Annotated in this window: 14 protein-coding genes; all 14 read right to left on the bottom strand. The window is 66.3% G+C overall.

What is annotated here, in order from left to right; genetic code table 11:
- Positions 1-38: 38 nt before the first annotated feature.
- Positions 39-305 carry a flagellar biosynthesis protein FliQ gene (fliQ, locus tag PVE73_RS19950; RefSeq protein WP_277363914.1) on the bottom strand — a complete coding sequence of 89 codons (267 nt, stop codon included), beginning with the start codon at positions 303-305 and terminating at the stop codon, positions 39-41.
- Between the two features lies 1 nt (position 306).
- The gene (flgD, locus tag PVE73_RS19945) at positions 307-696 is read right to left on the bottom strand and encodes a flagellar hook assembly protein FlgD (protein ID WP_277363913.1); all 390 of its coding nucleotides are present in this window, start codon (positions 694-696) and stop codon (positions 307-309) included.
- A 1-nt stretch (position 697) separates the two neighbouring features.
- The gene (gene flbT / locus PVE73_RS19940; protein WP_277363912.1) at positions 698-1,150 is read right to left on the bottom strand and encodes a flagellar biosynthesis repressor FlbT; all 453 of its coding nucleotides are present in this window, start codon (positions 1,148-1,150) and stop codon (positions 698-700) included.
- Positions 1,147-1,494 (bottom strand): flagellar biosynthesis regulator FlaF, encoded by a 348-nt coding sequence (gene flaF / locus PVE73_RS19935; RefSeq protein WP_277363911.1) that lies wholly within the window; start codon positions 1,492-1,494, stop codon positions 1,147-1,149. The genes flbT and flaF overlap by 4 nt, the downstream gene beginning before the upstream one ends.
- Before the next feature lie 24 nt (positions 1,495-1,518).
- Complete coding sequence (locus PVE73_RS19930; protein WP_277363910.1) at positions 1,519-2,568, bottom strand: flagellar hook-associated family protein; 1,050 nt, start codon at positions 2,566-2,568, stop codon at positions 1,519-1,521.
- A 2-nt stretch (positions 2,569-2,570) separates the two neighbouring features.
- Positions 2,571-4,031, bottom strand: coding sequence for a flagellar hook-associated protein FlgK (gene flgK, locus PVE73_RS19925; protein WP_277363909.1), 1,461 nt, complete (start codon positions 4,029-4,031; stop codon positions 2,571-2,573).
- Between the two features lie 45 nt (positions 4,032-4,076).
- Positions 4,077-5,336, bottom strand: a complete 1,260-nt coding sequence (locus PVE73_RS19920; protein ID WP_277363908.1) for a flagellar hook protein FlgE — start codon at positions 5,334-5,336, stop codon at positions 4,077-4,079.
- Between the two features lie 75 nt (positions 5,337-5,411).
- On the bottom strand, positions 5,412-6,086 hold the full coding sequence (locus PVE73_RS19915) for a response regulator transcription factor (protein ID WP_277363907.1): 675 nt from the start codon (positions 6,084-6,086) through the stop codon (positions 5,412-5,414).
- 134 nt (positions 6,087-6,220) lie between these two features.
- The gene (locus PVE73_RS19910; RefSeq protein WP_277363906.1) at positions 6,221-6,772 is read right to left on the bottom strand and encodes a transglycosylase SLT domain-containing protein; all 552 of its coding nucleotides are present in this window, start codon (positions 6,770-6,772) and stop codon (positions 6,221-6,223) included.
- The gene (locus PVE73_RS19905) at positions 6,744-7,973 is read right to left on the bottom strand and encodes a flagellar hook-length control protein FliK (protein ID WP_277363905.1); all 1,230 of its coding nucleotides are present in this window, start codon (positions 7,971-7,973) and stop codon (positions 6,744-6,746) included. Before PVE73_RS19905 ends, PVE73_RS19910 begins: the two co-directional genes overlap by 29 nt.
- On the bottom strand, positions 7,970-9,148 hold the full coding sequence (locus tag PVE73_RS19900; protein ID WP_277363904.1) for a chemotaxis protein: 1,179 nt from the start codon (positions 9,146-9,148) through the stop codon (positions 7,970-7,972). The genes PVE73_RS19905 and PVE73_RS19900 overlap by 4 nt, the downstream gene beginning before the upstream one ends.
- Positions 9,145-10,512, bottom strand: coding sequence for a MotB family protein (locus PVE73_RS19895; protein ID WP_277363903.1), 1,368 nt, complete (start codon positions 10,510-10,512; stop codon positions 9,145-9,147). Before PVE73_RS19895 ends, PVE73_RS19900 begins: the two co-directional genes overlap by 4 nt.
- Positions 10,509-11,138, bottom strand: a complete 630-nt coding sequence (locus tag PVE73_RS19890) for a hypothetical protein (protein ID WP_277363902.1) — start codon at positions 11,136-11,138, stop codon at positions 10,509-10,511. The genes PVE73_RS19895 and PVE73_RS19890 overlap by 4 nt, the downstream gene beginning before the upstream one ends.
- Positions 11,135-12,775: a flagellar basal-body MS-ring/collar protein FliF gene (gene fliF / locus PVE73_RS19885; RefSeq protein ID WP_277363901.1), complete on the bottom strand. Its 1,641-nt coding sequence runs from the start codon at positions 12,773-12,775 to the stop codon at positions 11,135-11,137. Before fliF ends, PVE73_RS19890 begins: the two co-directional genes overlap by 4 nt.
- Positions 12,776-12,833 lie beyond the last annotated feature (58 nt).

The following is a 12,833-nucleotide window of genomic DNA, read 5'->3' as shown; positions in this document are numbered from 1 at the left end:
GGCACGTTACCGGCCGAAGCTTGTGCGAAGGCGGAGAGCTAGAACCCGTTCTCGATGCGCTGGAAGATGACGGTCGTGAAGGACGAGATCTGCGCGCCGATGAACGGGCCGGACAGGGCGACCGCGAGCAGGATGGCGACGATCTTCGGCACGAAGGTCAGCGTGATCTCCTGTACCTGGGTCAATGCCTGCACCAGCGCGATGCCGATGCCCACGACCATCGCCACGACGACGCCGGGCGCGCAGGCGAGCAGCACCGTCCAGATCGCGTATTGCGCGATTTCCAGCGCGTCGGCCTCGTTCATGTCAGCGGATCACCACGCCGGGTCCGACGATCACCTCTTCTCCGCTGTCGAGCTTGGCGACGACGCCGTCGCTGTAGAGCTTCACCTCGGCCACGGTGCCCTTCACCGTGCCGTCGGCGGAGGTGATCTCGCGCCCCACGAGGCTGCCCGCCTGGGAGAGCGACGAGGCCGCCAGGATCTGCTCGAGCTTGGAGTTCATCTGCACCGACTGCTCGACCTGCGAGAACGTGGCGAGCTGGGCCACGTAGTCGGTCGATTCCATCGGGCTCGTCGGGTCCTGGTTCTTCATCTCCGCGACGAGCAGCTTGAGAAAGGCCTGATAGTCGACGGTCTGCGGAGCGGAGGCCTGCTGCTGGGATTGCGAGGCCGAATTCACTGTCGAGACATTCATTCTATTCTCCCACCGCGCGTGCAAAGCTGAATTCGGGGCTGTTCGTTTCGGGGCTTTGGCGCTGCCCCGACAGGATCTCCTCCTCCAGCGGATAAAGCGCGCGGATCGCCTTCAGCGCCTCGTAGACGTCGCCTTCGCCGACCAGCGTGTCGATGTGCTTCAGGCCTGCAAGGATGCGCTCGTTCCGGAAGACGGAAAGAAGATTGCCGAGCGTGCTTTTGAAAAGCTGCCGCGTCTTCTCGGCATTGTCTGGGCTCATCAGCATCACCTGGACGACGAAGTAGAGCTGCCGCAGCGGCGTGCTCGCCTCCTCCGGCTGCAGGACATGCTGCTGCAGTAGGAATTGCACATCGTTGAGGAACTCGAGCGAGACCTTGCGGTCGACCTTGATCACCGCCCCGTTGACATAGATCTTCTCATTCGGCTTGAGCGAGATCTTGAGTGTCTTCTTCATTGCAAACCGTCGCGGATGATCTGGGAGATTTCGATAAGCCCGTCGAAATTGTCCGAGCGGCCCTGCCGCACCTCTTCGCCCTCGCGCAGGAGCCACAGGCCGATGGAGATGAGGTTCGCACGCAACTCCTTCGGCAGCGCGTTGTCCGGATGCCCGAGATCCTCCACCAGCGACGTCCAGACCCGGTTCATGAAGAGTATGGCTTCGGTTGCCTCGCGCGATTGCGGCCCGGCGGTCCGCGCGGTGGTGAGGAGATCGATCGAGCGCGTCAGCAGCTGGTGCTCGCGATCCTTCGCGTCGGCCAGCGAGTCGGTCTGAATTTCGCTGTAGGAAAATTGGTACATGAAGTGTCCCGTCTCGCTTGGCTGTTACGGCAGGTAGCGCAGGAGGCTGAGCTGCTGGATGCGCGCGGTGAGCGCATAGGAAGTCTCGATCTGGGTGAGGAGCTCGTTCACCCGCGTTGACGCTTCGAAGGGATCGACCCCTTCGAGATCGTTCACGAACATCTTGTAGAGGTCGATCTGGGACGAGATGCGCTCGCTCGCATCCTTGACGCGCTTCTCGATGACGCCCGCCTCCGACTGCGCGGAAGCGATTTCCGGCACGGCTTCGCCCACCGTCGCGGTCATCTGCTTGTAAAGCGCCTGGCGCGCCTCGTCGCCCAGCGAGATCGCGAGGAATTCGCTGAGGACCGAGGTGGTCATGGCGAGTTTCCGCATGCCGCCGCCATTGGCGGTCATCGAGGTCTGCGCCGTCTCGTTGGGCGCGATGCGGCTCGTCACCCGCTGGTCCGAGGCGTTCGACCAGGCCGTCTGCCAGCCGGCGCCCATGAAGCTCGGCTCGATGACGGTGTCGAGGAAATCATCGATCTGCCCCGCCGTGATTCCCGCCGCCGCTGGATCGTCCTGGCTGAAGCCGAAATAGGCGAGGAACTGTGCGTCGAACTGGGCCTTGTTGGGCGAGGCGGGATCGGTGAAGTCGTTCAGCGGCTTCACGTCCGTGTCGATGCCGGCGAAGAGATATTCGCCGTTGAAGTTGCCGTTGAGCACGCTTGTCATGGATTCCAGCGCGCGCTTGGCTTCCGCCTGCACGATCGCCGTATCGTTCACCCCGGACATCGCCGCCGTCAGCGTGGAAAGCAGGCCTTGGCTGATCTCCCCGAGCTGCGTCAGGCTGTCCTGCGTGGCTTTCAGCCGGTTGCCGGCCAGGCTGTTGGAGTCGATAAGGCCTTCAAGCCGCGTGATCTCGCGCGTCATGGAGAAGCTGGAGCCGGCGCGCGCTCCCAAAACCTTGCCAGGGTCCGACAGGCGCAACGTCGTCGCCTCCTCCTGGCGCTGCACCAGATCCGCCTGCATCCGCATCATCTGGAACCGCAGCGTCTGCGAAATGGCGCTCGTGGATACGAAGGAAACCTTCATGGCTATCGCGTCGCCTCCATCAGGGTCGCAAGCATCTCGTCGATGACCGACATCAGCCGGGCGGAAGCCTGGTAGGCATGCTCTAGCTCGAGCAGCAGCGCCATCTCCTCGTCCATGTTCACACCGGTCTCGTTGGACAGCGAAGCGGCGGTGTGCATCGCCAGCGCCTCCTTCGCTTCCGCTCCGCGGGCGGCGTCCTGCCGCAGGCTTTCCAGCCAGCCGATCGCCTCGCTGGAGAAGGCCATGAGGCTTCGCGACGTGCCGAGCGAGGCCGCCGGATCGAAGGAGACCGGCTCCTCCAGCCTTTCCACATAGCTGTTGAGCAAGCCGGAATAGGAAGCCGCATCGTCGGCATTGTGGACATAGGCGCCGCCATTGGCGCCGCCGTCGCGCAGCAGTTCGGGGTTGCCGCCCACCGTCGAATCCATGGCCGGGTTGACGCGGATCGCACCCGCCAGTCCGTCCACGAGGGTGCCGTCAGCCGGAAGCGCGGGGCCGCCCGGCCAGGTGAAGAGCCCCGCGGCATCCGCGAGCGTCCCGCCGGGGTCGGTCTCGGCAAAGGCCGTGATCAGCCCCCGCGCGACCTCGTCGAGCTGCCGCTGCATCTGCACGGCCACCTGATCGCGCAGTTGCAGATTGGCCGCGAGGCTTCCCGAGGCGGAGGTGTTGCCGCCGCTGCCGGCCGTGAGCGGCACGCCGTCCACATAGATCCCGTTGCCGGCGGTCGAGGCGGTATAGGTCGCCGTCGGCGCGAAGGTGACCGGCCGCGGCACCGTCTCGAACAGGGTGACGCCGCCCGTCGTGGTGAGCACCATGTCGTTGTTGGAGCGCATGACGGTCGAGACCGGCACATGGGCCGAGATCTGCTTCAGCAGCGCATCGCGCCGGTCGAGCGCGTCGCTGACATCGCGACCGGCGCGTGTGCCGGAGACGATCTCCTCATTGGCCGCGCCGAAATCGGCGAGAAGCCGGTTGAGCTCGTCCACCGATGCGGCGATCTCCCGGTCGATACTGGAGCGGAAGGACTGTACCGCCGCCGTGCCGTCGTTCAGCGACCGCACCACGCCGCGCGCCGCCTCGACCGCGCTTTCGGCCAGGGTCCTGTTGGAAGGCGTGGCGGCATAGGTCTGCAGCGCCGTCTGCAGCGCACCGAGTGCGGAGGCCGGCGAGGAGGCATTGTCGACGCCGTTCACATTGACCTGCAGCGTGTCGAGGCCCTTGGAGAGACTGGATTGGGCATGCCAGCCCGACTGTGCGGAGAGGTTCTGACGGAAAAGCACCTCGTCCGTCGCGCGCCGGATATCGCCGATCCTTGCTCCGCCCGCCGTGCTGTGGAGCGATGCGGAGCGCCTGGTATAGTCGGGATTGGAGGCTTCCGAGATGTTGCGCGAAACGATGCTCGTCTGGCGTGACGTGTTGAACAGCGCCGATTGGGCGATACTCAGTGCAGACGTGAGCGACATCTCTCCTCTTTCTGGCGTCCATGACGCCAGCCTTCTTGAGCCTTGCTATCTCTTCAGGTTGACCAGGAGCTCCATCAGGTCTGATCCGGTCTGGAACACCTTGGAATTCGCCGTGTAGCTGCGCTGGGACTCGATCATGTTCGTCAGCTCCTCGGCGATGTCCACGTTCGAGTTCTCGAGCGCCCCGGACGCGATGTCGCCGAAACCGTCCGCGCCGGCAAAGCCGAGGCGAACGCCGCCGGACGTGGCGCTTTCGGCGAAAACGTTGCCCGAAAGGACCTGGAGCTCGTCGGGGCTCGGCACGCTCGCGAGGGGGATGCGGTAGAGCGGCTCGAAGGAGCCGTCGGCATATTGCGCATAGATGATGCCGTCGGAACTGATCTCGATGCTCTCGATGGAACTCGGCGGCGCGCCGTCCGCCTTCGCGTCCTGCACCTGGAACCCCGCGTGGAGCTGCGTGACGGCGGAAAGATCGATCTCCAGATTGTCGCCGCCGGGTACCGGGACCGTGATGCCATTGGCGCTGGTGCCGCCGAGCCTGCCGGTCGTCGGGTCGAAGGACAGCGTCTCCGTCGCCAGCGGACCGGAGGCATAGGGAAAGGAAGTGTCCGGCGCGGCATCCGCCCGGTTGAAGACCGCTACTTCCCAGGTGTCGTCGGCCGTCTTGGTGAAATAGACGTCGAGCAGGACTTCCTCGCCGCGATTGCCATAGGCCACGAGCGAAGTCTTTGCCGAATAGGAGGCCGTCGCCGCATTGGCCGAAGGCAGGTCGGCGGCCGGAACCGCTTCGGCGCCGAGCGGCAGGTTGCCCGAGAAGAGGCCGTTGCGCGAAGGCGTCGCCACGAGCTCCGGCTGGGTAATCGTGATCGGTTCCAGGCCGGCATAGCCGTTCGCCGTGGCCGACGGCGCGCCATTGGCGTAGCTGTACCCCATGAGCTGGAACCCGGCGGCGTTCACCAGCCGCCCGTCGCCGTCGAGGACGAATGCGCCGGCGCGCGTGAGGTAGGGTTGACCGCCCCCGTTCTGCACGACGAAGAAGCCGTCGCCGTTGACGGCGAGGTCGGTGACCGAGGTCGTGTATTGCAGCACGCCCTGCGTGGAGATGGCGTTGCGCACCGTCGTGGTCACGCCGCCCGAATTGTAGGCGCCCTGGGTGCTTGGGACCACCAGCGTGGAGAACTCCGTATTCGCCCGTTTGTAGCCGTTGGTGCTGGAGTTCGCGATGTTGTCGGCCACCGTCGAAAGGCGGTTCGCCTGGGCGTTCATGCCGGAAACGCCGGTTCTCATCATGCCGTAAAGGCTCATCGGACTCTCCTATTGCTCGCCGCGAGCAGGCTACCGGATGGGACTTGCGTGAAACTGGCCTTCGCGCCCGCTTCGCTAGTCAGGCATCAGCCGGTAACCGAGATACCGCTTGGAATCGATTGGATCGAAGCCCAGCCGCCCGCGCAGCTTCTTGCGCAGCTTGCTGATGTGACTTTCGACCACGTTCTCCTCCACGTCCTCGTCGAAGATGCCGTAGATGGCGTTGAAGATCTGGGTCTTGGTGACGCGCCGCGAGGCGTTGTTCGCGAGATATTCCAGGATGCGCCGCTCGCGCCGCGGCAAGGGCATGGCCTCGCCGTCGATTTCCGGGTCGCGCCCGTCGGCAAAGATGCGTAGGCGTCCGAATTGAGCGAAATTCTGCCTTTGCTGCTGTGCGCGGCGGCTGATGGCCGAGATGCGCGCCAGGATCTCCAGCACGTGGACCGGCTTGCGCACCACGTCGTCGACGCCGCTTTCGAAGAGACGCAGCGTGTCCTCCAGCGAGTTCTGTTCCGACAGTGCGATGACCGGAGCGCGTGTCCTGTCGCGGATGCGCCGGGCCGGGCTTTCCGGCGTCCTGCACTGTCCCAGCAGAAACGCCTGCACGGATCTCAGATCGTCGTCCGCCGCCGTGCCGACCCACTCGTCGAATTCCGGCGGACGGAAGCCCGCCGTCGCGACACCTTCTCGATTGAAAAGCGAAGTATATCCTTCAGTGACGAGCTCTCGCTCGTCTACCACTACTATCATCGGCCCGCCCCCGAATCAGTTATTGTTCCAAGAGGTACATGCTGGGCGGAATCACGCGCAACTACTTTTTGTAATAAAATGTTAGGGATTTCCGAGGCGTGTTTTTCGGGAAGGTTCACCCAGGATAGCGTTATCTACTTTAGATTGCAGAAGGTGCGGGCCGGCGAGGTCCAGGATCCGAAGCCTGTGGCCACCATATTGGCGATCACCCGGCAGAGATACCGCTTCTGTGCGGGGTCGTTGTTCGGGCCCGCGTGGTATCGCGCCACGGCCATCGACCAGGTCTCGTGCTCTTTCTTCAACCGGGTGAGGAAGCGCGCCGCATAGTCGACATTCTGGCGCGGATCGAGCATGTCCGCCAGACTGCGGAAATGGCTGGCGTGGTAGTGATGGTTGATCTGCATGCAGCCGAGATCGATGAGCCTGGCGCCACCTTTCTGCGCCTTGACGAACTCAGCCATTGCCTCGGCTGCGCTGTGGGCGAAGACCGCCTTGCCTTCGATGTTGAGGGCATAGGGCTGGAGGCTGCCTTTCACGCCGGTTTCCGTCAGGCCCACCGCATAAAGGATGCCTGCCGGCACGCCATACTTCTGCGCCGCGCGCAGCACCTCGGCCTCGCAAGGATTAGCCGCCGCGGAATGCGCGGAGAGCAGGAGGCTAAATATAAAGGCCGTTGCCCGCCGCATCGGTCTGCCTCGCCTCCGGCCGTTTTCCCGTCCCCGTTTCGCCCCTGCCTCCGCCGCCCTGCCGCGGGTCTGACTGGCCGCCGCCCTGATGGCCTTGCCCCGGGCCGTTCTGCGCTCCCGGATCGCGCGCGGAGGGCGCCCCGGGCGTGCTTGCGGAGGAGCCTGCCGGCGCCTGCTGGATGACGATCCGGTCGACGTCGTAGCCCAGTGTGCGCAGCGCCTCGCGCATGGCGTCCCCGTCGGCCTGAAGCTTGTGGCGGGCCTCGGCCGTCTCGACCTGTAATTCTACCAGGAGTTGATCTCCGGAAAGGCTCAGACGGGCAGTAACGGTGCCGAGTTCGACTGGCTGCAGCTGAAGTTTCAGTGTGTGCAGGGGCTCACCCGCGGCCGAGCCGTTCCGGGCGGTCGCGAGGGCCGCCTCGGCCACGGCCGGGGAGAAGCCCGGATCAGTCTGGAAAGCGGTGAGGACGGCTGCCGCCGGGCTGCCGGACGGCGGCTGTCCCTGTGGCAACGGGACCGTCTGTACGCCAAGGACACGGATTTGAGGGGGGACGGCTTCCGGTTTCGCGGAAGGCCGTTCGGACAGCGGCCTGTTCTCTTCTGCAGCCGAGTGAGCGGGTGTGCGGGATGCCGTGGGACCGAGTGACAACTCTGCCCTTTCGAGCCGGAAACCGGAGCCTTCGGTTCGCGCAGGAGCACCCTCGCGTGGCAAGGGGGCCATTTCTCCCGGCGCAGTCGATGTCGCCTGCGCCAGGCGCGAACCGGCGAGTACAGGCCGGCTCTCCCGCGCGACGGCGCGGCTCTCCATGGTGCGCGGCGGCACCTGAGCCGCCACGGTATCCCCGGAACTCCCTGCGCCTCCCCGCGGCAGCCTTTGCTCTGCGGCTGCGGCATCTGCGAGCGTGATCCACGCGGCGGACAACTCGGCCGCCTCTTCCCCTCCCGCGGGGCGGTCGCCTTCGCCGGCAGGACCCTCCCGCCAGTCCGCCGGGATTTCCATGAGACCTCTCGCAACACGCCAGCCGTCCTGTTCGCGCGTCAAGGGCGGGCGGACCTTTTCCGGCACCGGAGCGTTCGGTCCGCTCTCTTGGAGCGCACTCCCGAAGGCGATCTCTTCGGCAGGTGCGTTCCTGAGGCCGCGTCCCTGCCCGTGGGATCCGAGCAGGGCGGCCGGCAGGTTGAGCCTGATGGATCCGGTCACCGGGTATCCTCCTGGAGAAGCGCGTCGATCGCCTTGAGCCTCTCGCGCGCGCTTGCGACGAATGCCCGGTTGATGTCTCCTTCGCCGGCCTGCACATCCCTGCCGGCGGAAGCGGCGAGCACGCGCGGCGTACCGGCCGGTACGGAGGGCGGCGGAGCGAGGACGCTACGCGCGATGCGGCGTGCTGCGCGAAGCAGCTTCCGGTCATTTACGGAGACCCGCCTTTCATCGATGCTATCGAGCGTTTCAAGCACCGCCTCCACATCCTGCGAAGCGACGGCGGCGGCATTCGCATAGAGCACGGCTCTCGGATCGGCTTCGCCGGCAAGCTCCGCATAGCGCTCCGCATTCGCGGCGGCAAAGGCGAGAAGCCGGTCGTGGCCTTCGATGACGCTCTGCCGCGCGATGCGCAGATAGGTCACATGCGCCTGCTCGGGCTCCATGCCCGCCGCGACCTCCTCGACCACGCCGGTGTCCATCCTGTCGTGCAGTGCCATCACGGCGGAAACGAAAGCCTCCGCGAACTGACTGGCATAGGGCGAACGCAGGAACCGGCGGACATATTGCAGCGAGGCGAGGCTGAAGCGCGCCGTATCGCCAATCTCCGCGCTCAACGGGATCGACCGGCGCAAGGCGGCCTCCTCCAGCAGGGTTCCCGGGGCGATCAGGCGCACGGCATCGAAGAACTGGAGGGCGCGCCGTGGATCCTGGGGCGCAACGAGCGAGCCCGCGACGAGCATCAGCGACGCCGCTGCCTCCCCCGGCATCTGCTCGGGTTCCATGCTGCCCAGAAGTTCGCGGGCGCGCGCCAGATCGCCGCGCGCATAGCTGACGACAGCCTCGCTCAATGTTCCGTCGATGCCTTCCGGTTCGAGGCGCGAGACGAGCCGCTCCAGGGTCGCGGGATTGCCGCCGCTGGTCCCGTAGATCAGCAGCGCCTCGAAATTGCGCCTGTCCGCGAAGGCTTCCGGCTGCACGAGCTGCAACCGCTCGTCGATCACGGCGAGCAGCTTGCGCTGCATCGGCAGGGCGGCGTGGTCCCCATCGGCGATGCGGTCCTGCACGAGCTGCAGCGACCGTACCATCTGGTACGGCTCCAGGCCCTCCGCGGATGCCGGCGAGAAGGGGCAGGCCAGCACTGCCGCCAGCGCGAGTACGCGCGCTCTCCGCCTCATCGGGGCGCCTCGAGCAGGATTTCGATGCGGCGATTGGCGTCCGCCAGCGGGTTTTCCGGCAGCTTGAGCCGCCGGTCGGCGAAGCCCGCCACCTCCGCGATGCGATCCTCCTCAAGGCCGCCGCGCACGAGCATGTACTGTGCGGCATGGGCGCGGGCGGTGGAAAGCCGCCAATTGTCATAACTGCCGCCCTTGAAGGGACGCGCGTCGGTATGGCCATGGATTCGGACCGTACCGGGCTGTTCGGCGAGTGTCTTCCCGATCTTCTCCATGGCGAGCACCAGCGAGCGCTCCGGGACCGCCGAGCCGACGGCGAACATGCCGTTGCGGACATCGTCGGTCACCGAGATCATCACGCCTTCGTCGCCTGCCGAAACCGCGACCGATCCTGCGAGCCCTTCGCCTTTCAATGCCTGCGTGAGCGCTTGCCGCAGGGCTTCCGCTTCTGCCTCACGCGCATCGCTTGGCACTTGGCGCTCCTTGGCAGCCTTGGTGGCGTCGGCCGTCTCCTTCACGGAATTGGCATCTGCTTCGCCTTCGTCCGCCGCAGCGATCGCCGTCTTGGGATCATCGGCGGATTGCCGTGCCACCGCGCCGGCGAGCGGTTCTGCCTGCGGGACGGGCTTCAGGGGTATCGCCAAGACCTCGTCCTCGCGGCCCGTATCCGCCTCCGGCGCTGCCGCGGCAAGCTCGTATGCGCCCGTCTCCCGTGCCCTTCGATCGGCACCCGCGGGCTGCTCGCGGGCTTCGTCCGGGTCGCCCTCCACGCCGATCTGCGGCACGGCCACTTGCTGCGACCAGAAATCGGGAGCGAAGGGATCCCGATAGGCTTCGCCTCCGGACGCGCCGGAGGAGGGGCCGGCGATCTGCTGCCCTCCTTCGCCCCTGGCGGAAACGTTCTGGTCCTTGCCGCTTTCGGCGGCGATCTCCGCCAGCACCGCATAGGGGTTGGAGAAGAAGTTCTCGTCGGAATATTTGCGCGTGTCGGCGAGGTCCGACGCGTTCTGGAAGTTCGCCGGGCCGGACGTCTTGTCGTGCTCTCCGGCGGGCTGGTCGGTGATCTTCTGTGCCTCGTCCGCTTCCGTCGCCGTCTGCGGTCCCTGGCCGATCTCCTCCAGCCCCTTGCGGTTCGTGTTGCGGTCGATCAGCTTGACCGGGTTGAAATAGCTGGCGAGGGCCGCGCGCGTCTGCTCGTTTGCGGCGTTGATGAGCCACATGACGAGGAAGAAGCACATCATCGCCGTCATGAAATCCGCAAAGGCGATCTTCCATACGCCGCCGTGATGGCCCTCCTCCTCATCATCGCCGCCGCGGCGGACGATGATGATCTCCGGATGCCGTTCCTCCGGGTTCCCGGCCGTCACGGGAGAACCTCCGCCAATGCCTCTGACCATTCGGCAAGGCGCGTCTCTACCAGAGCCTCGTCGATCTCGGCCGTGAGATCGACGCCCGGCGCATCGACGAATTCGACCTGGCGCGCGCGTTCGCCCAAACGCTCCTCGAGCGCGCTGCGCAGGGAGGCGGGGCCGTTCACGCGGATGCGCACGGCGCCGCCGTCTTTCATGGTCTCGGCCAGGACATGCGCGAGTTCATCCACCGCCTGCTTCTGCAGGTCTTCCGTGAGGATCGCCCCGAGGATGCGTGCCACCGCCGCCCCGGTCACCGACAGGACCTGCCGGTCCATATCCGCGAAGCGCTCGGCGATGATCCGCGACGCTTCCTCTCCCAGACTGGAGGTGAGCGCGGCAAGCTCCGCCTGGTGGCGCTCGCGCTCGGCGGCGAGCTTATCCTCATGCTCGCGGACGAGGCGTTCGCGCAGCGCTTCTTCCGCCGCCGCGACCGCACGCGCAATCCGCATCTCCTCGGTTTCCCGCGGTTGCGTCTGCCGCCTTTCGTCTTCCATGGAAACGGCAGGCGGATGCGCCTTCGCGGAAGGGCGCCCGGCACCGAAATCCGGCAGCGCATCGGCGAGTGCGAGAGCGGCGGTCATCCCGCTGCCTCCGCTTCGGCCCGCGCCCATTTGCGCAGGATATGGGCGGTGCGCTCTTCGTTGAGGTCGACCATCCGCGCGAGGCGGGCCTGTGGCGCCGGCTTCATCTTCAGGTCCGTCCCGTCACCTGCCTCTTCCAAATCCCGGCTTGCCGCATCGTCGCCCGCGATGACCGGCAGCGCGCCGTCGGCGGGGCCGGGGAGGGCGGCGCGCGCGTCTTCCACGGCCGGCTCCTCGGCACCGGTCGTGCGCATCAAGGCGGCGCCGAGCGGCTTCAGCCCGAACCAGGTGACGAGGAAAGCGACGAGCACGAACGCGCCCGCGTTGATCATCGTGCCCAGATGCCGGCCGAGCATGTCCAGGATGCCCGGTTGCGGCATCTCCGTGCCGTCGAGGCCGTCGATGAACTCGACCGCGGCAACCTTGAGAACGTCGCCGCGCGCCTCGTCGAAGCCGGCGGCGGACGCCACCACGGACTGGATCTCCTCGATGCGCGCCTGCAGCGCATCGGCGGCCGCGTTCTCGCCAAGGATGGCGGCAAGACGTGCCTCGTTCACGACGACGGCGATGGAGAGCTTCGTGACCTGATAGCCGTTGCTGGCGGTGGCGATGCGCTTCGTGTTGATCTCGTAATTCGTCGTTTCCTCGCGCCGCTCGCTTTCCTCGGAGGAGCGCGGCATTTCGCCGGCCGGCGTCTCCTCCTGCGGCAGGTTCTGCAGCACGGTGGTCGGCGTGGCGGCGGTCTCGCGCGTCGCGCTGTCGGCGGTGCGCACGATCTGCACCGAGCGTTCCACGCGCGAATCGGGATCGTAGATCACCTCCTCGACCTGCCGCGTATCGGTGTCGACCTCCGCCTTCACGCTCGCGCGGAAGTTCTCCGGCCCCAGATAGGGCGCCAGCGCCAGGCGGATATTCTCCTGCACCTGCGCCTCGACGGACCGCTCGACACCGATGGAGCGCTGCGCGGTGTTGTTGGCGGGATCGTCGCCCGCCGCAAGCAGCGTGCCGGAGGAATCGAGCACGGTCACCTCCTCCGCGTTCAGCCCAGGCACCGCGGCGGCGACGAGATAGCGGATGGAGGCGGCCTTCGCCGCCGCATCGATGCCGGAGGTGCGGATCACCACCGAGGCGGTGGGCTCCTGCTGCTCGCGGCGGAAATTCCCGCGATCGGGCATGACGATGTGAACCCGCGCGGCCCGGATGCCGGCGATCGAACGGATGGTGCGGGCGATCTCTCCTTCGAGCGCGCGCACACGGGTCACCTCCTGCATGAAGGTGGTGAGTCCCAGGGAGCCGACATTGTCGAACAGCTCGTAGCCGGCATTCGTGCTCGACGGCAGGCCCTTTTCCGCAAGCAGCATGCGCGCTTCCGCCGTCCTGCCGGCCGGCACCAGGACGGCGGTGCCGTCGGAGACCACGTCGAAGCTGATGCCCGCTTCGCCCAGCACGAGGCCGATCTGGTTCACGTCGGAGCGTTCCAGGCCGACATAGAGCGTCTCGTAGGCCGGCCGGTTGAGGTAGAAGGCGCCGACGGCGATCAGGGTCATCACCAGCGCCAGCACGCCGCCCATCATGGCAAGCCGGCGCGGCCCCAGGCTTCTCAGGTTCTCGACGATGGTCTGAAGCTGCTCCGGCAAATGTCGCTCCCCAGGCGAATGGCCCTGTGAGCCTAGGACGCGAAGCTTGTGCGAAAAT

The organism is Chelativorans sp. AA-79 (assembly GCF_029457495.1).
In the GTDB taxonomy this organism is placed as follows: Bacteria; Pseudomonadota; Alphaproteobacteria; order Rhizobiales; family Rhizobiaceae; genus Chelativorans.
Note: the sequence above shows the minus strand (reverse complement) of the source record. Positions and strands in the feature narration are given on the sequence as shown.